General features: G+C 54.3%; 16 protein-coding genes. 7 read left to right on the forward strand and 9 right to left on the reverse strand.

Annotated features, from left to right (window positions below):
- Positions 1-10: 10 nt before the first annotated feature.
- From WJU16_RS04715 to WJU16_RS04730, 4 genes are all read right to left on the reverse strand, one after another.
- Positions 11-3,400: a SusC/RagA family TonB-linked outer membrane protein gene (locus tag WJU16_RS04715; RefSeq protein ID WP_341837167.1), complete on the reverse strand. Its 3,390-nt coding sequence runs from the start codon at positions 3,398-3,400 to the stop codon at positions 11-13.
- 196 nt (positions 3,401-3,596) lie between these two features.
- A complete protein-coding gene (locus WJU16_RS04720; RefSeq protein WP_341837168.1) occupies positions 3,597-4,685 on the reverse strand; it encodes a FecR domain-containing protein in 1,089 nt (362 codons plus the stop codon).
- Between the two features lie 127 nt (positions 4,686-4,812).
- Positions 4,813-5,388 carry a sigma-70 family RNA polymerase sigma factor gene (locus WJU16_RS04725; protein ID WP_341837169.1) on the reverse strand — a complete coding sequence of 192 codons (576 nt, stop codon included), beginning with the start codon at positions 5,386-5,388 and terminating at the stop codon, positions 4,813-4,815.
- 166 nt (positions 5,389-5,554) lie between these two features.
- Positions 5,555-6,004 carry a protein-disulfide reductase DsbD domain-containing protein gene (locus tag WJU16_RS04730; protein WP_341837170.1) on the reverse strand — a complete coding sequence of 150 codons (450 nt, stop codon included), beginning with the start codon at positions 6,002-6,004 and terminating at the stop codon, positions 5,555-5,557.
- Between the two features lie 225 nt (positions 6,005-6,229).
- Between WJU16_RS04730 and WJU16_RS04735 the strand changes: the two genes are divergently transcribed.
- The 7 genes from WJU16_RS04735 to WJU16_RS04765 all read left to right on the forward strand — a co-directional run bounded on the left by WJU16_RS04735 (position 6,230) and on the right by WJU16_RS04765 (position 17,495).
- Positions 6,230-8,014 carry a glycoside hydrolase domain-containing protein gene (locus tag WJU16_RS04735; protein WP_341837171.1) on the forward strand — a complete coding sequence of 595 codons (1,785 nt, stop codon included), beginning with the start codon at positions 6,230-6,232 and terminating at the stop codon, positions 8,012-8,014.
- A 158-nt stretch (positions 8,015-8,172) separates the two neighbouring features.
- Positions 8,173-8,736, forward strand: coding sequence for a sigma-70 family RNA polymerase sigma factor (locus WJU16_RS04740; RefSeq protein WP_341837172.1), 564 nt, complete (start codon positions 8,173-8,175; stop codon positions 8,734-8,736).
- Positions 8,737-8,832: 96 nt separating this feature from the next.
- The gene (locus WJU16_RS04745) at positions 8,833-9,981 is read left to right on the forward strand and encodes a FecR domain-containing protein (protein ID WP_341837173.1); all 1,149 of its coding nucleotides are present in this window, start codon (positions 8,833-8,835) and stop codon (positions 9,979-9,981) included.
- A gap of 269 nt (positions 9,982-10,250) precedes the next feature.
- Positions 10,251-13,673, forward strand: coding sequence for a SusC/RagA family TonB-linked outer membrane protein (locus tag WJU16_RS04750; protein ID WP_341837174.1), 3,423 nt, complete (start codon positions 10,251-10,253; stop codon positions 13,671-13,673).
- 26 nt (positions 13,674-13,699) lie between these two features.
- Positions 13,700-15,163 carry a RagB/SusD family nutrient uptake outer membrane protein gene (locus tag WJU16_RS04755; RefSeq protein ID WP_341837175.1) on the forward strand — a complete coding sequence of 488 codons (1,464 nt, stop codon included), beginning with the start codon at positions 13,700-13,702 and terminating at the stop codon, positions 15,161-15,163.
- A gap of 23 nt (positions 15,164-15,186) precedes the next feature.
- Positions 15,187-16,269: a TlpA disulfide reductase family protein gene (locus tag WJU16_RS04760; protein ID WP_341837176.1), complete on the forward strand. Its 1,083-nt coding sequence runs from the start codon at positions 15,187-15,189 to the stop codon at positions 16,267-16,269.
- A 26-nt stretch (positions 16,270-16,295) separates the two neighbouring features.
- Positions 16,296-17,495 (forward strand): TlpA disulfide reductase family protein, encoded by a 1,200-nt coding sequence (locus tag WJU16_RS04765; protein WP_341837177.1) that lies wholly within the window; start codon positions 16,296-16,298, stop codon positions 17,493-17,495.
- 145 nt (positions 17,496-17,640) lie between these two features.
- Here the strand turns inward: WJU16_RS04765 and WJU16_RS04770 are convergent, their stop codons facing one another.
- Genes WJU16_RS04770 through WJU16_RS04790 form a run of 5 tightly spaced genes read right to left on the reverse strand, consistent with a single transcriptional unit; the run spans position 17,641 to position 24,080 of the window.
- Complete coding sequence (locus WJU16_RS04770; protein ID WP_341837178.1) at positions 17,641-18,819, reverse strand: MFS transporter; 1,179 nt, start codon at positions 18,817-18,819, stop codon at positions 17,641-17,643.
- Between the two features lie 18 nt (positions 18,820-18,837).
- Positions 18,838-20,007: a glycoside hydrolase family 76 protein gene (locus tag WJU16_RS04775; RefSeq protein WP_341837179.1), complete on the reverse strand. Its 1,170-nt coding sequence runs from the start codon at positions 20,005-20,007 to the stop codon at positions 18,838-18,840.
- Between the two features lie 51 nt (positions 20,008-20,058).
- Complete coding sequence (locus WJU16_RS04780) at positions 20,059-21,258, reverse strand: glycoside hydrolase family 76 protein (protein ID WP_341837180.1); 1,200 nt, start codon at positions 21,256-21,258, stop codon at positions 20,059-20,061.
- A gap of 25 nt (positions 21,259-21,283) precedes the next feature.
- Positions 21,284-22,429 carry a SusE domain-containing protein gene (locus tag WJU16_RS04785; RefSeq protein ID WP_341837181.1) on the reverse strand — a complete coding sequence of 382 codons (1,146 nt, stop codon included), beginning with the start codon at positions 22,427-22,429 and terminating at the stop codon, positions 21,284-21,286.
- Between the two features lie 46 nt (positions 22,430-22,475).
- The gene (locus WJU16_RS04790; protein WP_341837182.1) at positions 22,476-24,080 is read right to left on the reverse strand and encodes a RagB/SusD family nutrient uptake outer membrane protein; all 1,605 of its coding nucleotides are present in this window, start codon (positions 24,078-24,080) and stop codon (positions 22,476-22,478) included.
- Positions 24,081-24,092: the final 12 nt, after the last annotated feature.

Genomic DNA, 24,092 nt, shown 5'->3' on the forward strand with positions numbered 1-24,092 from the left:
ATTTAATCGTTTACAGGCCAATGTTTATACCAATGTTATACACTTTCTGCAACGGGTAATCGAACCCGGAGCCCGCCATCTCGGCGTCCCAAAGCTTGAAGGCGCTCCACATCGCCAGGTTATTGCCACTGCCATAAATCCGCAAATTGGATACTTTGTACCGCTGCAGCCAGCGCTTGGGGAATGTATAGCCGATATCCACCGATTTTAACCGCAGGAAAGCGCCATTCTGCATAAACCATGTATTATGCTGCCGGTTGTTCTCGATCCGGTAATTGGCAAGCCGTGGCCAGAAGGCATAGGGATTGCGGTGGGATTCGGACCAGTAATCGTCGGCGATCACCTGCATCACAGCATTCTGTCCTACCCTGCCGTCGTCGTTATCCCCGTCGATGAAAGGTGTCATGTTGTCCTGGTTGAGCCAAAAGGATTCGCGGCCGAGGCCCTGGAAGAAGAAGTTGACGTCGAATTGTTTCCAGGCGGCGGACAAGCCGAAGCCGTAAATGATCTCCGGCGTTGTGGGGTGGCCGATGGGCACGAAATCGAGATTGTCGATCTTGCCGTCGCCGTTGATGTCGCGATATTTGATATCGCCGCCGGCGTAATTGCCGAATTCCTGTTTAGGGGAGTTCTTTACCTCTGCTTCATCAATGAACAAACGCTCCGCGATCAATCCCCAGGTTTGGCCGAGGCTGGTACCCACGCGGGAAAGCCAGCGGTTCTTTCCGTAGTCGGGCTCTTCCCATCTGATGACCCGGCTGGTGCTGTACGTAAACGTACCGCGGCCTGTCAGCTGCAGGTTCTTGCCGATCCGCTTGTCGTAATTCAGCTCTACGTCAACACCCTTGCCCTCGGCTTCGCCGAGATTGGCTTTCACCGCGGGCAGAATGCCGGAAGTGGCGGGGATAATCCTGTCCTGCAGGATGTTCTTCCTTCTTTCTTTATACACTTCTATAATGGACGAAAGGCCGTTCACGAGGTTGAATTCGAGTACCAGGTTTGTTTTATAGGAACGCTCCCAGCCGATCTGGTCGTTGGCATACCGGAGAACGTTGATACCACCGGGGTTTTCGTTCATATTGGCGCCCCAGTTTACATTCCAGGGGGCGTTGAGGTCAACTTCAGAGAGGTAGAAGAAGCGCTCGTCTGTATTGCCGATCGCCTCGTTACCCGCTATCCCGTATGAACCGCGGATTTTCAGCTGGCGGAAAGTCGAAGTCAGGGACTCGAAGAACGGTTCGTTGGAGATCACCCAACCGGCGCCAAAAGATGGGAAAAAGCCCCAGCGGTTGTTTTTTGAAAAACGCTCAGAAGCATTATACCCGAACGCAAATTCCGCCAGGTAGCGGGAATCATAATTATAGGAGAACCGCCCGGAAAGGCTCACGTTACGGGTCGGCAATGCGATCTGTATCCTGTCGGGCGCGCCTTGTTTGAACTGGCGGGCAGTAAATACCATCAGGCCGTTCACGCTGTTTTTGCCGAAGTTGTTGTTATACTGGGCGGCGCTTTCGAAATAAAAACTATTGGCGACCGTACGCGAGGTGTTCCGCGCATCGTAATCCAGTGTTTCCCTGCCGGTAGTGGGGTTCAGCCGCACCAGCCGGTATGCGTCGTTTTTCAGGTCGAATGCGGAGATGTTGTAGTAAAACGGTACATAAGCGCGCGACATGTTAAATTCCGAACGCCTGTCGAAGTTCACCAATGCGCGTAGCATGAGCCCCTTCACGAACTGGTCCAGGTTTTGTTTCAGCTCAACGGTCGACAACATATTGCTCCGGTTATAATCCCGGTAGCCCCGCAGCGATTCAGCATACGGATTGAGGTAGTTCCCCGTTTCGAAGTTGCCGAACAGGATGTGCTTGGCGTAGGAGAACACGGAATCAGGTGCATAATAAGGTTTGAATCGCACCGGGTTGGCCTGCATCACTTTACGGTACATCGCCGTACCACCGTCGATCGGCCCGGTGTAATCGTCGAAATTCGCCACAAAACGGGTCGACATTTCAGTCGTTTTCGTCAGGTTGATGTTGACGTTGGAACGGAGTGAATATTTATACAGTTTGATGTTTGAGTTGAAGTCATTCTTTTTATCAACACGCATATTCCCTTCGTCTTTCGTAACCGCCGCCGCCACGTAATACCGCGCAACGGTTCCGCCTCCTGTGAAGCTTAGGTTTACACGGTTGTTCATGGCGTAGTTCTTGAACATGGTCTTATCCCAGTCGGTGGACGGGTAAATATCTTTATGCAGCCCCATTTCCGTGAAGGTGATCTTTTCGTCGGTATAAAGCGTCAGTGCGTTGGGGTCACGGGTTTTCACCGATTCGTTATGCATTTTCATGAAGGTAACGGGATCGGCGATTTTGATCCGTTCGGTAGGCATGGAAAAGGAGTTTTCCAGGCGTACGTCTACGTTCATCTTCCCTTCCTTCCCTTCTTTGGTGGTAACCAGGATTACGCCGTTCGCACCACGGGCGCCATACAGTGCTGTGGCCAATGCGTCTTTCATGATGCTGAAACTGGCGATATCGTCCGGGTTCAGGCGGGCCAGATCACTCACGTTCAGCTCTATCCCGTCGATGAGGATGAGTGGGTCCCGTTTGGCGGAGGCGCCGAAAGTGGTGATGCCGCGGATGAAAAACGCGGTATTGTCCAGCCCCGGTTCCCCGCTTCGCTGGTACGCCACCACGCCCGCGAGCCTCCCTGCCAGCGCATTGGTGAGGTTACTGCTGGGGATGCGCAGCTCTCCTGGCTTGATGGTCGTCACCGACGCCACCATGCTCGATTTCTTCTGCCGCGAATATCCCACTACCGCCACCTCGTTGAGGCTTCCCTCCTGGGCGTCCATCACGATGATCAGTGGCCGGTTGTCGGCCACGAACACCGTTTGCTGCTTGTACCCCACGAAAGAAAAAACGAGGCTATCGTACAGGTTGGCCTCGAGGTTAAACTCACCCTTCTCGTTGGTCATGGTACCGTGCTGCGTACCTTTTACGTATACCGATACGTGCGGCATCATGCCGCCCGCCCGGTCTTTCACCGACCCCCTGACCGTGACCGGCGGCTGGGCGTTGGCGGGCCTGGCTTCGGGAATTTTCCGGTTGAGGATCACGATCACGTTGTTCTCCATCTTCTTGTAATAGAGCGGCGTATTCCGGAAGATCTGCGTCATCACCGAATCGATGGTGGCGTTTTTGGTAGTGATGTTGACCTCAATACCCTTAGGGATCACTTCCGACTGATACACGAACGAGTACCTGCTCTGCGCCTGGATCGTCCGCAGCACGCTTTCGATGGGCGCGCGGTTGAAATTGAGCGTGATCTTGTCCTGACCCGAAAGGTCGTTGGCCAGGAGCGAAGAACCGGTGAAGAGCGCTAGAAAAAAGATGATTTTCATGGCAACTAATTGCTTAAACATATAGCCTCGGCTATAGCAGTACGTGTTAGTCATAACTTTAGAATTCAGTTGAAATCCAGCCGGCTTCGCCCGTTGGATGTTTGACATCTGGTTTACATCAGGGCACGTGGAGGCCCGTCCGATTCTGGTTTACAATCAGGGTGTGTTAACTTATCATTTGCAAAAAGACTTTGGTTTATGGCGCGATCAAAATCGAGTCGTTCTTGATTTTGAAACTGAACCCGCCGGCGACTTGTAATGATTCCATAACGCTTTGGATATTTTGGTTTTCAAAAATGCCCGTGAATTGTTGGGCTTTCATGTCGTCGTCCCCTTGCACGATTACCGTTACGCCATACCACCGCGATAAAATATTCGCCACTTCGTGGAGCGGTTGGTTGGCAAAAACCAGTTTGTTCCTGGTCCATTGTGCTTCGGGAGGAATAGCGTCTGTTTTAACTATCTTGATTTTGGTTATATTCTCCAGTAACTGTTCATTTTTCGGATGCGCCCCTGGCCGGTTATCCGCCAGTCCGGATTCGTTGTTGACGATCAGTTTTTCGTCGGGCGATAAGGTATAGCTCACTGCGTCTTTATTATTCACGGAGACCTGCACTTTGCCGTTTACCAGCGTGGTGGCGGTCGTTTTTTCGTCGGGATAGGCTCGCACGTTGAAGGCGGTGCCTAAAACCTTGATGGTGATCGCGTCTGTCTTGATGATCATGGGGTGATGCGGATCCCTGACAACATCGAAATAAGCTTCTCCCGTGAGCGTCAGCTCGCGGCTGTTTTTGCCGAAGCTGGCGCCGTAGGTGATCCGGCTGTCGCCGTTTAGCCACACCTTCGAGCCGTCGGGCAGCGTGAGCCTGGAGCGCGATCCTTTTTCGGTGCCTACGATATTCTGGCGCGAGCGGGCTTCCTTACGGGCGAGCGTCCAATACCAGGTGCCCGCTCCGGCCACGCAAAGCAGGATGGCGGAAGCAACAGACATCGGGATGATCCGCCGCCAGGTAAAAACCCGCGGGACCTTCGGTTCGGGTAGCTCCGCGCGCTCATCCGAATGCATGGACTTCATGATCCGGTTCCAGCTTTTTTCTTTCCCCTTAATTTCGTCCTCCGTCCATTCCGGTCCGTATTCCATGCTAAACAAGTCGTCTATCCGGTCCGCCAGGTCCTTGTCCACATCATGATCCTGCAGCCATTTAGACAATTCAAACTGTTCCTTCAGCGAAATACTCCCTGCTTTCTTCTTTGCGAGCAATTCAATTAAACGGCTTTTTTGCATGGATTAGACGATAATTCTTCACCAGTAAGACAACTCATCCGGCCGATTTACGTAGTCATGTCCAAAAAAATTCCGGTATTCCGGAATCAGGCGCCCCGGCAACTGGGGAAAGTAAGCTGGCAGGCACTTAACGGGTGCTCCGCCTGGGGAGGATCACCTGGCTTTCTTCCAGGATGGCGGCGATTTTCTTGAGGGAATGGTAAAGCTGGGTTTCCACCGTGCGTACAGAGGAGTTGAGGATTTTGGCCACTTCCCGGCAATTGAGCCCCTTTTCTTTCACGAGGTAAAACACGAGTTTGGATTTGGGGGGCAGCTGATTGATGGCTCTTTGGATGGTAAGGACTTCTTCCTTCCCGATCATACGCGTTTCTGGCGTGGAAAAGGAATAGATGCTTTGGTCGTCCAGGTCTTCGATCGACACATCACTGATGTTCTTACGGGCTTTGAGGTGATTGATCGAAGCGTATTTGGTGGCGGTGTAGAGGTAAGCGGAAAGATTGTTGATATTGCCGAGGGTTTTGCGGTTCTGCCAGAGCCGGATAAATACGTTTTCCACGACGTCTTCCGCAGCCGGGGTATCCGCGATAATCTGCCGGGAAAAGGCGGTCAGGTCGAAATAAAACAGATCGTAGATCTCCCTGAAAGCATTTTCATCGTCGTTTTCGATCCGTTTGGATATTTCAGACAACCGTTTATTTTCCAATTGCAGTGATTTATTTGAAATACGACAATACAGTATGATGTGCGGATCAAGTTATTAGATTTTTTTGATTTTTTCTTTTTTTTCGGAACGGGAAGGAAGTAAAATAAAACAGCGCCCGCTTCGGTAAAGCGGGCGCTGCTGGCTGAATGGATGATATGGATTGAAGCTATTGGAGCGCCACGGTAAAGTCGACCGGATCGCCGAGCCGGCATTCGTGATCGTTGCACACCATGTACTCAATGTTGCCGGCGATGGTGGTTTTCGCGCTGCCCCGCATCTTCACCACTTGTACGAAACTTACCTTGTCTTCATAAAATTTTACCGTTTTCCCGAAGTTCTCTTCGAATTTGCTTATCATTTTACCGTTTTCCTTCGGTACGCCCTGCAAAGTGAGCAGCGGGTTCTTTTTGAAAGTGATTGTGGTGGGCCGGGCCGCATCGGCGGGACTCGACTGGCTGTAAATATGCCAGGGTTTGGCAACCTGGGCGGACAGCAGCACTTCGTAGGCGCCGTCGGCCACTTTCTTCGAAGCGAAAGTCCATTTCACGGGATCCTGCGCGAAGGAAAGCGCACAGCAAAAAAGCCCGGCAAGGGTAAGGATGGTTGATTTCATCATGTTGCTCGTTTTACCAATTATATCAACACTACAGTAAAAACGCAATTGAATAATGATGGAAGTGCAGGAAACGAGGATGTAAGGGAAAGACAAGACGCCCCGCCAGCGGGATTCAAAAAGAAATAAAAACGGCCAAAATGAAACCATTTGAAATAATATAAAACATTTAATAACTTACCCTTTCACCCTTTTTAATGCCATTAACCTATTCAACATCCAAAAATCATGCGTTTCAAAAGACTGATCCAAAGATCCGTATGCCTGAGTCTGGTCTTCGGCATATCCACGACCGCATTTTCGCAGCAGCTACCCTGGGACAAGGGCCAAACCTTTACCGAAGCCGCAGATCCGGTAGCCTCCGACGGTAAAAGCTGGCAATCCGTAAAGCCTGGGCTCCATACTTCTTTCGCTTCGATCGACAAACGCTTTCCCAAAAGCGAGGCGCCTGGCGTCACGGTTCAGCGCTCCCAGCACCTGAAAGGCTGGAAAGGAGAACGCCTGTCCGCGCAGGTCCTCCTCTGGACCGCGGACTCCATCCCCGATGTAAAAGTTTCGGTATCTGACCCCGTATCCAGGAATGGCAAAACACTCGGGCCTGTCGCCTACGCCCGCTTCGAACGGTATATTATTACCGATACTTATGGCCCCGGATGCGGCTGGCGCAAACCGGGAGACTTCCCCGCTTCGCTGTCGCCCGATATGCTTGATGACTGCTCCTCCTATCACCTGGAGCGGAAGAAAGTCCGCCCGGTTTGGATCACCATCGATATTCCCCGCGATGCCGCGCCAGGCGTGTATGCCGCCAAAGTAGCGATCACATCTCCCAACGGTAAAAAACAGGAACTGGACCTCACCCTCGATGTAATCGGGCTTACCATTCCTGCGGCTTCAGACTGGGTTTTCCACCTCGACCAGTGGCAGCACCCTTCGGCTATTGCCCGCGTCAATAACGTTCCGGTATGGAGCGACGCGCACTTCAAGGCCATGGAGCCCCAGATGAAAATGCTGGCGCGCCTCGGGCAAAAAGTGATTACCGCCACCCTGAACAAAGACCCCTGGCATGTGCAAACACTCGATCCTTACGAGGATATGATCATCTGGACGAAAGAAAAAGACGGCAGCTGGTCATATAATTACCAGGTGTTCGATAAATGGGTGGCATTCATGATGGACCTGGGCATTAAAAAAATGATCAACTGCTACTCCATCGTTCCCTGGAACAACGAAATCCATTACAAAGATGCCGCCACCGGCAAGTTCGTGAACGTAGTCGCTAAACCCGGCACCCCGGCGTTTACCGAAATGTGGGAGCCGTTCCTGAAGGATTTTGTGCGGCACCTCCGGCAGAAAGGCTGGCTGGAAATCACCAACATCGCGCTCGACGAGCGGAATAAGGATGAAATGGGCCTGGCGTTCGCGCTGATCGAAAAGGCTTCGCCCGCGTTGAGCGTATCTTATGCCGACAACCAGAAAACTTACCAACGTTATCCTAACAGCCGCGACGTGAGCACGGCCGTGCAGCATCCCATCGATTCGAAAGACCTGGCAGACCGTACCGCGCGGGGGCTCAATACGACCTTCTACGTGTATTGCGGCAACAACTTCCCGAACCAGTTCACTTTCTCCGACCCGGCAGAATCCGCCTATATGGGCTGGTACGCGATGGCGGCGGGATATAACGGCGTATTGCGCTGGGCGTTCAATTCCTGGGTAGAAAACCCGCTGGTGGATTCGCGCTTCCGGACCTGGCCCGCCGGCGACACGTACATCGTGTATCCCCAGGCACGCAGCTCCATCCGCTACGAGCGCCTGCTGGAAGGCATCCAGGATTATGAAAAGATCCGGGCCATAAAAAAGATGCTTGAGGAGAAAAAGGACAAGGCGCAACTCGCCGCCCTGGACGCCGCCATTGCGCAGCTAAACAACAATAAGCGGCACGATGGCTGGAACGATGATCTGAATGCGGCGAAAAAACTGCTGAACGAATTATCGGCTTCTTTGGCGAAATAAACCGGCATACCATAATATAATCTGGAAGGAGCTCCGGCTCCTTCTTTTTTTGGGGTGAACCGTAAATTATTCCGTCACCGGCCAAAAATATTGTCATTATTACAATTCTTTCCGACCCTTTTTGTAAATTTATACGAGCCTGCTGCCTTAGACCATATATGAGCGAATTCAACGATATTGCTTTATTACAATCATTAAAAGAAGGGAACGAAACTGCTTTTACTGCGATCTATAACCAATACTGGGAGCGGCTCTACTTCATGGCGCATAAGCGGCTGCAATCGCCGCACGACGCCGAGGAAATTGTGCAGCAGGTTTTTCTCACGCTCTGGCACAAAAGGGCGTCGCTTGCTATCCAATCTTTACCTTTTTACCTGTCGGCCATGGTGCGTTACGCCATTTACCGGCATTTCGCCGACCAGGAGCGCAGCTCGGAGCGGTCGGGGAAGCTGAAGGCGGTAACGGCGGACACATCGCCGGCATTCGATATTGAAAATAAACATCTGCTTGAGATATTAAACAAGTTCGCCAATGAGCTGCCGGTGAAACACCGGATCGTTTTTCTGCAGCACAAGCTGCTGGACCGCCCGCTGGACGAGGTCGCCAACGAACTGGGGGTGTCCGTCCGAACGGCTGAAGGCTACGTAACCCATGTCATGCAAATGATGCGCAAAAGGCGCGAGTACCTGACTTTGATGGTACTTTTCTTCCTGCTGAAATAACCCTGAAAACTTTTTTCTCCTTTTTTGCGTACAAATGTATTTGGCGATACTCTATATATGTAAAGGAGCTCCGCTCTGGTTATAACTATACACGTAATGGATACAGCGAAGGTCAGGATGTTGGCCGAGAAATACCTGAACGGCACCGCCACCGCCGAAGAAGCGGCCGCGTTGCATGCATGGTACGATCATGTGAATGAAGGCGATACGGAGATCGTTGTCGCGGAACAGGCAACGACGTTGCAGGATACCGGCGACCGTATGCTCCGGCAATTGCGGGAGCGGATCGCCGTGGGCGAAACACCCGTAGTACCCATGCGGCCCGGCAGGCGGAAATGGCTGCCCTGGACTGCCGCAGCCGCCGTCCTGGTTATTGCCGGGAGCACTTACTTCCTGCGGCAATCCGCCCGGCAGAAAACGCCGCCGGCGCAGACCGCCGCCATCGACGTGCCCGCGCCGTCAAACAAGCCCACGCTCACGCTGGGCAACGGTACGATCGTAGACCTTAGCGAGCAGGAAAACGGCGCATTGGCGCAACAGGGCGGCACTACCGTCAGCAAAGAGGAATCGATGCTGGTGTATGAGCCCGGGCACAGCGGCGCACAGCCGGTGATGAATAAGCTGACCGTACCCAGGGGCGTTCAGTACCGCATCGTACTGCCCGACGGCACGAAAGTGTGGCTGAATGCAGCCAGCGAACTGCAGTTCCCATCCGTTTTCAACGGCAACCAGCGCCAGGTTAGGCTTTTGGGAGAAGGGTATTTTGAAGTGGCGGCCAATGCCAACCAACCCTTTGTGGTGCAAACGGCGGGCCCGCGCATCGAGGTATTGGGCACAGCGTTCAATGTGAAAGCGTATGCTGAAGAGCCCCGCGTCAAAACAGCCCTGCTGTCGGGCAGCGTGCGCCTCGTTGCCGGCGAAGGAAAAAGCAGGTTGATGCACCCCGGCGAAGTAACCTCCGTCAACGGTGAACAAGACATCCGGATTATCAGCGAAACCGACGCGGAGCTGGCCGTTGCCTGGAAAGAAGGCGTATTCAGTTTCCGGAATGAGTACATCGCGGAGATCCTCCTGGAGATCGGGCGCTGGTACGATGTGGAAATCGTATACGAAGGCCCGGTGGCACACCGCCGCTTTACCGGCAAGGTATCGCGGAATTACAGCCTGTCCGAAACGCTGTCCGTATTGCTCGCCAGCAACCTGCATTTCCGGCAGGAAGGGAAGAAGATCATCGTTATGCCGTAAACACAGATCATACATATATCAACGAATCGCCCAACGACATGAGGCATTCAACCAACATCCGAAGCATCAATCAAAACGTAAACTTTTTAAATCAGCACATCTAAAAGGAACAACCAGATCGTACACCAATCGAAAGGAAAATTGGAAAATTTCTAAATCATTAACCAATCGTTTCTATGCTCTCTACTACCTCATGCCTTATGCGGCAGGGCAGGTTATGCCTATCAACCAAATCCGGGCGAAGCCCGTTTACCAAAAGTGTAATTACCGTGAAGTTGTCCATTTTACTCGTATTGTTCGGCGCTATCCAGGTCAGCGCCGCCACCGCGCAGAAGATCTCCATCCTGCGGGAGAACGCGCCGATAGAGCGCGTACTCGATGAGATAGAACGGCAAAGCGGCTACCAGGTCTGGTACGAGGAAGGCACCCTTCCCACTGGCACCGTGATTTCTATCGCCATCAAAAACGCCTCCCTGGAAGAAGCGCTGGAAGCATGTTTACGTGGCCGGCAACTCGCCTGGACCATCGTGAGCAAAACCATCGTGCTCCGCAAAACGCCTCCTTCCGCCACGCAACCGCTGCCGCCGCAGAAAATCCGCGGCACCGTGCGCGACGCGGAAACCCAAAAGCCCATGCCCGGCGCCACCGTGCACATCCGGGGAACGGCCAAAGCCACCGTTACCAACGCCAACGGCGAATTCGAATTGGAAACGGACAACGACGAAGCCGTACTGGATGTGTCGTTTGTGGGTTACGAATCCAAAATCGTGAAAGCGACCGCCGGTAAAGCCGTAAACGTACTGCTGGCCATCTCTTCCTCAAAACTGGACGAGTTGATCATCACCGGTTATTCCGCCAAGAAGACCGGCGAGCTCACCGGCGCCGTGCAAAGGATCAGCGGCGATGTACTCCGCAAGGGCATCACCACCTCCGACCCCGTTTCGCTCCTGAAAGGCCGCGCCACCGGGCTTTACATCTCTGAACAAGGTGCCGGCGACCCCACCAGCGCGGGTGGACAGATCTTCGTTCGCGGTCAGAGCAGCATCGTGGGCGTGGGCGTGGACCAATACAACGAATTCGTGATGCCCACCCAGAACTACGGTCCGCTCCTGGTACTGGACGGCGTGATCATGCCCAACCAAAACCTGAAAGAACTGATCAACCCCCAGGACATCGATAACCTCACCATCCTGAAAGACGCTGCCGCCACCGCTATCTACGGCTCCCGCGCAGCGGCGGGCGTGATCGTGGTGAATACCAAAAAAGGCCAGGCCGGCAAAGCGCAGATCCGCGCCGAAATCAAATACGGCATCAACAAGCCCAACCGCGGCTCCGTGCGGTTCCTTAACGCGCAGGAACTCTACGATCTGCAGAAAACCTATTTCACAGAAGACTACCGCGTAAACAACGCCACCCTGTCCCCCACCTATCCCACGCTGGACGCATACCTCACCAACCGCCTGCCCGCGCAGTCCGACCTGGCGAACAGCTACGACTGGGAACGTTACGCTTTCCTCACCAGCAACATGAAGGAAGCCAACGTATCGGCCAGAGGCGGCACGGAAGCGTCGCGGTATTACATCGGCGCCACGTACTACGACGAGCAGTCTACCGGCGTGCAAAACGGGCTGAAGCGCGGCACTTTCCGCGTGAACCTGGAAAACCGACTGACGCCCCGGCTCACCACCAATATCTCCCTCAACGGGATTTTCGACAGCGGGGAAAGAGAGAATTCCAACTCCGGGACTTTCCTTTACGGCATGATTCCCTGGGTGAACCCGTATAATGCGGACGGTTCGCTTAAACCTTCGCTGCAATACAAAATGAACGGCAGGATGCGGACGGCGGAAAACCCCATCTTCGAAAACGAATACAATTACATGCGTCCCAAAGCGCAGCGCCTGGCGGGTTCCGCGAAGCTGGATTATAAACTCACCGAATGGCTGAGCTTCTCCAGTACCAATTCCGCCAACCTCAACTATACGAAAGACGAACGCTACATCGATACACGCAGCTACCAGGGTTCCGGGACGGCTACTTCGTCCAAAGGCTTCCTGGGCACCAATACCAACCAGATCTTCACCTTCCTTACTTCCAACCAGCTGAATTTCCGGAAGGTATTCGGGCAGCATGCGCTCCGCGCGCTGGCAGCCACCGAATATGGCAGAACGAAAATGGAAAACATCCTTGTGAACGTGAACAACGTGCGCGCCGGGTATCCCGTTATTTCGCTGGGAAGGCAGATCGGTGGAAGGTATGATTACACCATTTACGGCCTCCCGACGACCAAAAGCGGCAACATCGAGGGCGGTAAAGAAGACCGTGCAGTATTTTCGGCCTTCGGCGAAGCGGGATATACCTACGACGACCGCTTCAGCGTAAGCGCCTCCCTGCGTACCGACGCATCGAGCAGCTTCGGGGACGACAAGCGCTACGGCACCTTCTACTCCGTGGGCGGCGCCTGGGTAGTGACCAACGAGCAGTTCGCCTCGGGCATGCCCTGGCTGAGCAACCTCAAGCTGCGGACCAACTACGGCACCAGCGGATCGCAGCTGGGCGACAACTTCCTGACCCGTACCCTGTACGATCCACGCTATACTTACCATAACCAGGCGGGCGCCACCATTTCCGTGCTCGGCAACCCCGACCTGCAATGGGAGATCACCAAAACTTACAGCGCGGGCCTGGACTTCGGTTTGTTCCATAAAATTACCGGTAGCATCGATTACTACAACCGCCGCTCGGAAGACCTCCTGCAAAAAGTGACACTCGACGCTGTCGCGGGCTTCCCTTCCCAATGGAAAAACGTAGCCACCGTACAGAACAAAGGCATCGAAATCCTCATCAATTCGGATAACATCACCGGAAAGGATTTCCGCTGGACGACCTCCTTCAACATCAGCTTCAACAAAAACAAGATTATCAGCGTAGCAAACGACTCCCTGCGGCAGGGTTTCTATAACGCCAACAGCTTCTACCTGTTCCCCGGCGACGACATCAACTCGCTGAAAGCCGTTCCGTATGCGGGCATCGATCCGGAAACCGGCAAGCCACGTTTCGAGAAGCGGACATTTGACGAGAAAGGCAACGTAACCGGTGTTACTTATGTGAATACCGTGGATGAAGTTGGCGCCGCCGCCGATCCGCGGCAATTCCGCCATATCGGCAACTTCCAGCCGAAATACTTTGGCGGGCTGACCAACTCCTTCTCGTACAAGAATTTCTCACTGGACGTGCTGATCACCTACGCCCTCGATTACGTGATCAACGACGACCTGGCCGAGCAGATGCAGGGGTCCAACCTCACCGAATACAACCAGATCGCGCTCCGGAGCAGCCAGCGCTACTGGACGCACCCCGGACAAACGGACGCTACGGAACCGGATATTTATACGCACGTAAACACGGGCTATTTCGGTTCCAGCAAATACATCCACAGCGGCAGCCACGCCCGCCTGCGCAGCGTGCGCCTGGGCTACGACCTCCCGCAATCAGTACTGAAGGCGCTACGCCTGTCCAATGCCCATTTCTATGTGAGCGGCGACAACCTGTATACGCTGTATTCCAAAGACCTGATCTCTGCGGATCCTGAAGGGCCGTCCGTAGGGCAAGCGCAGGATTTCGGCGGGTCCATCGGTTCGGGGATCGGTATTCCCAGAAGATATGTATTCGGCCTTCAACTCGGGTTTTAATTTATTTCGGCATCAATCATCGACACATGAAACACTTTAGCATCCTCATATTCGCCGGCCTGCTGGCAACGGCCTGCAACAAACAGATCGACAGCATCCGGCCCCTGACTAAAATCGACAAGGAAGGTGAACTGGCTTCGCTGACGGGTATTGAAGAAACGACCGTTGGCAACTACATGCTGCTGCAGGGTAGCGGGTTCAACAGCTACGACGTGCCCATGCACGATTTCGGGGAAAGTCGCGGCAATAACGTGACACTACAGACCTGGGGGCTTCCCAACAAAGAAACCGACGCTTTCTTCTTTCGCAACAGTACCAGTCCTACCCAGGGCAACAGCTCCGACTTTTACCGCGGCGCCTACCAGATCATCGTGAGCGTCAACACTACGCTGGAAGGGATCGAAGCCATGGAAAACGGCGCGTTTGCCTCACTCACCGAAGCGGAGAAAAACAGGTTCCTGTACGCCAAAGGCGAAAACCATTTCATCCGCGCGCTCGTGTACTTCAGCCTTGTGCGCGTTTATGGCAAGCCTTATTACCAGACGCCCGGCCAAAGCCCCGGCCTCATCCTGAAAACCGGCAGCGATATCAAAGACATCCCGGCGCGGTCGACCGTTCAGCAGACGTACGATCTCATCCTGTCCGACCTGAAAATGGCGGCACAATTGATGAAGGCGCCTGTTACGAAGGATAACGCCTTTGGCAGCACCGCCGCGGCCTGGTCCCTCCTCTCCCGCGTTTACCTCTACATGGGCGGCAGCATCGCCGCTCCTGACGCGGCGGCCAATGAACTGGCCATCAAGTATGCCGACAGCGTGATCAGCCACACCGCCGGAAAATACACCCTGCTGCAAGGCGACGCTTACGCCAAAATGTTCGGCGACGACGAGTTTGGCGACATCGGCCGGGCCAACGGCACCACCAACAAGGAGATCATCTTCGCTTACGACAATTCCCAGGGCGGCAGCAGCATCGGGCAATTCTATCATTTCGACGCCATTTACGGCGTAGGCGCTACCTTCCTGCCCTCTTCCGACTTCAAAAGCCTCCTGGCGCCGGGCGATATCCGGGGTACCTTCCTCAAACTCAATCCTAATTCCAATTTCGTGGAAACGACTAAGTTCCTCGTACTGGCGGAAGCATGGCTCACCCGTGCGCCGTATATTTACTTCCGGCTGGCGGAGATGTACCTCAACAAAGCCGAGGCATACGCCAAACTGGGCAACACCGCCCAGGCCAAAGAAAACCTGAAAACCATACATACCCGCGCAGGACTGCCTGCCGCTGATATCGATAACCTGGCAGCGGCAGACGTAATGGCCGCCGTATTGAAGGAAAGGAGGATCGAGCTGGCTTTTGAAGGCCACAACAGCTTCGATTATTTCCGCAACGGGCTGCCCATGACAAGGACCGCCGCCGATAACAACGGCACAGCCCTCGCCATTCAACCCACCGATCCGAAAGTGGTGCTGGATCTGCCTAAAAACTAAGCCATTCAAAACCAATCGAACATATGAAACGTACCATTCCATGCCTGCTGGCCGCGGCTACCTTTTACGCCTGCGGCCCCGCCGGCCAGCCCAAGACAACCATTACGGCAGACATTACCGGACTGAAAGACTCTGTAATCTATCTCTCCGTTCCTGTCGCGGATTCCGCTAAAACAGACACCCTCCGGGTAACGGACGGTAAATTCACCTGGAGCGGCGAAGTGGGCAGCCCTGAAAAGGCTTACCTGATGTTCCCGAACCGTTATGTCGAGCTGTTCCTGGACAAGGGCGATATTAAAATCAGCGGCCACGCCGATTCCCTGTCTGACGTGCGCGTTACTGGCTCGGCGGCACACGACGAATATGTGGCATTCCAGCAATCGGAAAAAAGCATCGACGAGCGCCTGAATGCCTTGTACACGAATTACGACCAGATCAAAGACAACGATTCCGCCATGGCCGATCTGGAAAGAAAATCCGGCGAGCTTCGCAAAGAACGCCGCGCGCTGATGATGGGTTACATCGCAGGGCATCCCAAAAGCCCCGTGAGCGTGTCCCTCCTCGCCGATATGGCGGTAATGGGTGAATACAAACAGCTCGACAGCCTTTACAAGCTCCTGGACCCCGCTGCGCAAGGAACACCCGGCGGCAAACGCGTGGGCGACAGGATCGCCATCCTGAAGAAAAGCGCCGTGGGCGAACCGATCATCGACTTCACCCTGCCCGACGTTGCCGGTAAAGACGTGAAATTCTCCGAATTCAAGGGGAAATACGTGCTGCTCGATTTCTGGGCCAGCTGGTGCGGTCCCTGCCGTGCGGAGAACCCCAACGTGCTCAAGGCCTTCAATGCTTACAAGGACAAGAACTTCACCGTGGTGGGCGTTTCGCTGGATGACAATGGCGAGAAATGGAAAAAAGCCATCGAAGAAGACGGCATGCCCTGGATCCAGTTGTCGGACCTGAAAGGCTTCCGTACCACTGTGGCGCAGGAATACGGCATCCAGGCCATTCCTTCCACTTTCCTGATCAGCCCCGAAGGCATTATTGTAGCGAAAGACCTCCGTGGCGCAGCGCTGCATAAGAAACTGGCAGAACTGCTGAACTGATAAACGTATTGCATAAAACCCGCAACATGAAACACATTCCGATGCTGATCGCATCCAGTCTGCTGATCGCCAACGCACAGGCCCAATCGTTTACCCTCAGCGGTACGGTAGAAGGCCAATCGACGGGATACGCCTGGCTCAGCTATCCCGCCGGCAAAGGTTACAAGACCGACAGCGCCCAGGTACATAACGGGCGGTTCACCTTCAAGGGCGAACTGCCGGGCCCTTCGATGAGCAGCCTGGCGCTCGAGCGCCCCGATCCCATGTCGTACGAAAACAAAGCAGCCAGCCTCTTCCTCGAACCGGGGAACATGACGGTGAGCGTGAAGAAAGGCGCCGTTAAAGACGCTATACTGAAAGGCTCGCAGGCGCAGGCCGATATGGATATACTGGAAGCAGCCAGAAAACCGGTGATGAAAAACCTGATGCCCTTGTCCGACGAATACAACCGCCTCAACAAGGAATACATCGAAGCGCGCCGTGCGAAGAAAGATAGCGTTACCCTCGCCGGGATGATCGGCAAGCTCGACGCCGTGAAGGAAAAAATGGAGCCGTATTACGAGCAGATGGACGCGGTGGATAAGGCTTTCATTGAAAAGCACCCGGCATCCTTCGCCACCGCCTACCTCCTGCGTTTCCGGATCAGTAATATGAAGCTCGCCGAGGCGGAAGCCGCTTACAAAAGAATGCCGCCGGCGGTCCAGCAAAGCGCGTTCGGCGTTGAAATCAAAAAAGAAATCGACGGCCTCCGCGGCGGATCTCCCGGAAGCGTGGCGCACGTTTTCTCGAAAACCGACATCAACGGGCAGCCCCTCAGCCTGGCGGACTTCAAAGGCAAATACGTGCTCATCGACTTCTGGGCCAGTTGGTGCGGGCCCTGCCGCAAAGGCAACCCGCATCTGAAGGAAGTGTATGCGAAATACAAAGACAAAGGTTTCGAGATCATCGGGATTTCCGACGACGACGGCAACCACGAGGCCTGGAAAAAGGCCGTGGCGCAGGACGGGATCGAAATCTGGAAACACGTGCTCCGCGGCCTGGACATGAAGAAGCGGCAGAACAATGAGCCCAATCCTGAAGACATCAGCGACTACTACGGCATCCACTCCCTCCCCACCAAAATCCTCATCGGGCCCGACGGCGTGATCGTTGGCCGGTATGGCGGCGGCGGAGAAAACGACGAAGCGATGGATAAGAAACTCGCGGAAGTTTTCGGGAAGATGTAAAAGATAACATTGTTTCCCCATGTACACCTGAATTTGATAAGAAGGGCCCGCCTGAGAACGGGCCCTTTTCCATGAAAAAACCCGCTCGAAGGTGAGCGGGTTTTTCTCTTTCATGCATCGTTCTATCACATATCCATCCACTTGATTACTTCAACTCTTTTACGGCCAGCCACCAATGGTAAGCGCAGCATACCAGCAATACGGCGATAGCACCCCATTGCGCGGCGGCCGCATCGGAAGCCAGGCCCATGAGCAGCGGGAAAATCGCCCCGCCGGAAACGCCCATGATCAGAAGTCCCGATACTTCATTCGACCGCTCCGGCATCCGTTGCATGGCAAACGAAAACAGGATGGAGAAGATATTGGCGCAGGCAAAACCCGCGAGGGCCACACCCACATAGATAAGGGCGGCGTTGTGCGCGAACAGGAGCAAAACCATTGCAGCTACCGCGCCGATCGCGGAAATGAGGTAGAAACGGCGGGCAGACCATTTGGCCAGCAATATCGCGCCGAGGAATGTGCCCGTGGTCTTGAATACGAAGTATAAACTGGCCACATAACCGGCCTGCTCCAGTTCCATCCCGGTGCGCTCCATCAACAACCGCGGTCCGGATACGTTCAGCCCTACGTCGATGCCTACCAGGGTGAGGATGCCGGCGAAGTAGAGGAAGATCCGTTTGTCCCCCAGCAGGGCGAAGCACTCCGCGATGGTGGAAGTATTTTCCTTGCGGCCGCCTTCGTGCAGCGGCGTAGCGCTGAGCCAGAGGAAAGACAATACCGTTATCCCAGCGAAAATGGGGAACAGCACCTGCCAGTTGCCGAACTGCGTACCCGCATATGCAGCGATGATGGGCCCGAGGAAGGAAGAAACAGCTTTGATGAATTGCCCCGTAGTGAGGCTGCTCGTCAGTTTTTCTTTACTCACCACATTCGTCAGCAGGGGATTGAGCGCCACCTGCAGCAGCGTGTTGCCGATGCCCAGCAATGCGAATGCGGAAAGTACGATCGGCAGGGTGTAGGAGATCATGGGCACGAGAAGTCCGATCCCGGTCACCAGCATACTCAGCTGCACCGTCCGCTTCCTCCCGATCTTGTTCATGAGCATGCCGGTGGGCACGGAAAAGATCAGGAACCAGAGAAACACGGCCATCGGCAGCAGGTTAGACAAGGTATCGGAAAGCCCGAAATCCTTTTTGACGTAGTTGGTGGCGATGCCTACCACATCCACGAACCCCATGATGAAAAACCCGAACAGGATCGGCGCCAGCTGTAGTACGCTGGTTTTAGGCTGCCCGGTTTGTATATTGGTCGTTTCTTGCGTCATATGGTGTCAAATGTAGTGTTATTGTATGTTCAACATGGCCATCCGCCCATATAATTCGGCAATGCAGGCTTCGTCGAGCAGCCATTTCGGTTTGACCTTCTCCTCTTTCTTATCGCTCCAGTTATGGTTAAGCAGGCCAAACTGATCCTTATTTCCCCAGGCATGATCCACCCGGGCGATAATCGCTTTCAGGTATCTGGGATCTTTCTCCACCGCGTATAATGCGGCATACCCCCTGAAAAGCACGGCAGCGAACCAGGGCAAGTCGCAAAACTCGCTGCGCAGGCCTTCCTGGGGCTTCCCGAAATAGTGGTACGCGGATTCGGCTGTCTGCTTCGCGTCGTTGAGATACTGCTGTTTTCCCGTGAATGCGTACAACATCATGGCCGCTTCCAGCATGGAACCGGAATTATACGTGTAGTACACCGGGTTCACCGCGCCGGTGGCCGTTTTGATATCATTGGCGTACAAGCCCGCGGAGTCACGCAGATGTTTATTCATCCAGTCGTAGAACTTAATCCCCTGCTCCAGGTAATACGGTTCATTGGTGGCTTTGTAAATCTTGAGGGCCGACAATGTCGCCATTCCGTTGCTGCAAGCGGGCTTCTGGTCGCCGTGCCCTTCCAGCCAGGTAACACCGCCACCCAAAACGTCCGTCCAGCCGCTCATGATGAAAGTAAAAACTTCTTTGGCTTTGTCGGCATATTCCTTCTTCCCCGTATTCTCAAACGCTTCCGCATAATCGATCGCCACCAAGCCGTTGTCGTCGTAATACCGGTCCACCTTCTCGAATTTCACCGGGTAAGCCTGGTAACCCGCCGGCTTCCGGGAAGCGTCGCGGTATTGGTACATCCCCGTCATCACCGAATCCAGGAAAGGGCGATAAGCCGCCTTCTTCCCGGGCATGCGCATGAGCACGACGGTCGACGTTACCACGCCGCTGAAAGGCCACAGGTAACTCACTTCTTTTGATTGCACATTGCCATCCTGCATATACGTCAGCGAATCCTTGAACTGCTGCGGGTAATATTCTGAAAAAAGCCCGTGCTGCGGTACGCGGTACAGCTTCCAGACGCGATGGTACATTTCCTCCGCCCGGCGCTGGTATTCCGCCGGCGACTGCACCTGCTGCGCCGTGGCAGTCAGCGCCGTGCCGCAAAGCACCGCGCCCAATATCATCCTTTTCATAGATCCTTTTTACATGCATGCGTCCCACCCGGGCGGGACGCATGCCGGTGATTATTGTTCGTTCTTCCAGATCGAAAGCCTGGCGTAAATCTCTACCATGCCCACATGCGTCAGCAGGGAATGATACCTGCCCAGGTCGGAACCCGACCAGTCTTCGTAAAACTGCTTCGTATCCGGCAGTCGCGCATGCTGCCAAGCGTAATCGACGTTTGCGGCGAGGGTATTGATGTAAGTGGCGTTTTTATCGATTTCGTACAGTTCCAGGTAACCACGGAGCAACACGGCGGTAAACCAGGGATCGTGCGGCACGAAGAACTTGCCTAAGTTGGCCACGTTCCGTGTAAAGATGTTATACGAACCTTCGGCCCATTTCTTTGCATCTTCCAGGTAAGCCGCTTCGCCGGTGATCTTATGCAGCAAGGCCGCATTCTGGATCATGGCGCCGGAGTTGTACGTCCATTTGGCGTAGTTGATGCTGCCGTCTTTGATCCAGATGGAATTCCAGAAGCCGTTATCCACCGGGTCGAGCATGTATTGTTTCACCCAGTTGTACCAGCGTTTGGCGGAAGAGAGGTACGCGTCGTTCTTATCGACTTCATAGAGTTGCAGGGCCAGGGTCGCGGAAAGCGCCGTTACGTTGGTGGCTTTGATGTAATTGGGATCGTCGGGATTATTCATCACGCCTTCATTCCAATACAAGCCCCCTCCTGCTTCGGTGCTTTCGCCGGAAGCGCAGAAAACATAGGCCAACTTCGCGTTGCTGAGCAGCTGCGCGTCCTTCGTCAGCTTGTACGCCTCCAGCATATCGATGCCGGTAATGGCGTTGTCGTCATAGAAACGATCTGCCAGGCCCTCGCTAAGGGGTACCGACTGGTAAGCGGCCGGTGTCCGGGAAACGTCTTTATACGTCTCCATACCGTTTAGCGTGGCGGTGTAGTATTCGGCCGCGGTGGCATCGGTATAACCGAGCTGCTTCAGCAGCGTAGCGCCGGTGAACATGGCGGAATACGGCCACAGATAGGCGTAGCGCGGGTCTCCGGGCTGCGTGGGAAAACTTTCCCTTACGTACACGGTGCCGGCAATGCCGTAATTCTTGTAAATATCGTCCATGGCCTGGCGGGCTTTGAGCTTATAGGTTTGCTGAACGGAGGAGGTATCTGCGTCCACTTTCACCGGAATATCGTCCCGCTCCTTGTAACAGCCCGTGAAGACAAGCGCCGCTGTGGCTATCATTAATACGAAAGGTTTCATGTAATTGCGTTTAAGGGTTCGGCGATTAGTGAACGGTCAGTTCGTAAGCATAATCTTTCGTTGCGTTCAGTTGCAGTTTGACATCGGCCGATTTACCGTCGGATCCTGCGGGATATTTGTACGTGAAATCCCACTGCGAATTATCCACCTGCACCAGTTTGTAATATGCTTCCGGCGTGTTGGCGTCGGGCGGGGTGGAGTTGGAAGCGTTTACGCTGCCGTAGTACATCACACCTGCTGTTCCGCCCGCGTCCGCTGTCAGGAATTGGAATTTGAAACGGTCGTCCTTCCAGCTGCCGAAATCATAGTAAGCGATGGGCATGTTCTCGAGCGCCCAGGTACCGTTGCCGGTGTAAGCGAGCGTGCCAACGGTTTTGTTGTACGCAGACGCAAACAGCCCGACTCCGGTGATCTCGGTCATTTCAGCGGCGGCGTTGGCGAAATCGAGGCGGATGCGATAGATTTTCTCACTGGTTTGTTGGTTTTCGCCACCTTCCTGCAGGCGTGTTCCGTTAATGGAATACGTAACCGGGGTGCCGCTGTTGCGGTCTACGAAGGTGAAGGAACCGGCTTTCAGCTGGGTGAATATCTCGAACACGCCGTCGGCACCCATTTTCATGGCTTGCGCCTGGGCAATGTCATCGCCTCCTTCGGAAGCCGTACCGGTAATGAACACGTTAGAAGGGATCTCTGTGAATCCGGAAGGCCTTTCCACCACGATGGTACGGGTGGAATCGGCGCGTTTGGCGTTGAGGCCTTTGCTGGCGATCACCGTCCATTGCAGCGTCCCCGTGCCCGAAGGCTGGATGCCTGCTTTGCTGGCGATGCTGTTGAGCACTTTATGGGAAAGCGCCAGCGCGTTCTGCACGCCGTTGCTATTGGAAGCTACGGTGTAAATCGGCCGCTGGAAGTCGCCGCCCAGCGTATCGAAAGCTACCTCGTACATTACGAGGCTCCCGTCTTCCGCGCGCGCTGCACTCCATTCAAAGTTCACGACCGCGCTGGTGGCGGGTTGAAGCTTGAGATATTTGCCCACTTCCGGGTAGTATAGTTCTTTTACCGTGGAAATGTTGCTGTTGATGGAATTTTCCTTTTCGCAGGAGCTGAAGCCCCCGATGGCCAGTACCGCGGCCAGCATGCAGGATATGTGGAAGGAGAGAGAACGTATCATGTTAAATGCTTTTATAAAATGTGGAAAAAGTGGAATTCCCCCGCGATCACCAGTTGGGATTGTTCGGCAGGAGGTTTTGGTTCATGTCGATATCTGCTTGCGGAACAGGCCACAGGTAATGTTTGGCGGCATTGAATACGCGGCGGTCGGCCACCACGTTGGCATTGCCTACTTTCATCCCGTAGAGCGGACCGTTCATCACCGCTTCAGCGATCTTCCAGCGGCGGATATCAAATACCCGGTCGCTTTCCAGTGCCATTTCGCAACGGCGCTCGCGGCGTACGATATTCACCAGCGCGGCGTTGCCCACACCCGCATAAGCGGAGAAATTGAGGGCCGCGGGGTCGGTGAAACCGGCGCGTTGACGGATCAGTCGGATCGTTTTGTTCCAGGTGGCTTCGTCCAGCTGGTTTTGCATGGCTTTCGCCTCGGCGTACATCAGCAGCACGTCGGCATAGCGGATGAGGATGAGGTTGAGGCCGGAATTGTTGTTGCCGTCTGCTGTGCGGTCGTAATATTTGCGGAAATAATATCCGGTTTTGGATGCGTCCGCCTTGTCCAGCGCGTTATCGCCGGTGCCGGGGGCGGTGCGGATCGTTACGGTTTCGCCGCGTTTGGTCATAAAGGAAGATCCGTCGTGGATGATGCTCGCTTCCAGGCGCGGATCGCGGTTGTGGAAGGGATCGTTGGCATCGTAACCGGATTGCGCGTCGTTGATGCCTTTACCATTCGTCATGATGAAATCATCCACGAGCGACTGGGAAGGCGCCATGCCGCTGATGAGGGTACCTTCGGTGAAGGGGATGAAGAAACGCTGCATCGAATGCGTCCGGTGTACCGGCACGAATTCCAGGTTCAGGATTACCTCACTGTTATTCTCATTTTGCGCTTCAAATAATCCCGCATAGGAATTAAAAAGCGTGTACGTACCGTAAGTGCCGTTCATGATCTGCTCCAGCACGCTTGCGGCATCGTTCCATTTGCTTTCGTACAGCAGCACTTTCGCCTTCAGCGCGGCAGCCGCTCCTTTTGTGATGCGGCCTTTGTCCGTTTCCGGATATTCTGCTTTGGCGGGCAGCGCGCCCACGATTTCATCCAGCTCGGTCAATACATAATTCACCACTTCCGCTTTCGGCGAACGCGCGATACGGAAGCTCTCTTCATACGAAATCTCATTTTTGATCAGCGGCACATTGCCGTACCAGTTCACGAGGTGGAAGTAATGATATGCCCGCACGAAACGCGCTTCGGCGATGTACCGGGATTTCAATCCCCCGTCGAGGCCGGGCACTTTATCGATATTGGCCAGCAGGTTGTTGACATTACGGATCCCTCCGAAATGAAACGCCCACTCCCCTGCCACGCGGTTGGTCCTCCCGTCGTACGCGCCCGCGGCGATGCTCTGTGCCTGCCCGCCATTCACGGAGCTGGAGCTGAAAGCATTGTCGCTCAGGCTTTCGTTGAAGAAGAAGTAGTCGGAAGAATACATCCCTGCGTATACGTTATTCAGGCTATTCTCCGCGGCATCCGGCTTTTCCCAGAAGGTGAGGTCGGTGTCCTGGTAGGAAGGGCCCAGATCGAGCTTCTTGCACCCCGCCGTCCCCAGCAGGAGCGCCCCCAGCACTATAGAACAATATTTGCTAATCCTCATATTTCGATCATT

The sequence above is a fragment of the Chitinophaga pollutisoli genome (genome assembly GCF_038396755.1).
Lineage (GTDB): Bacteria > Bacteroidota > Bacteroidia > Chitinophagales > Chitinophagaceae > Chitinophaga > Chitinophaga pollutisoli.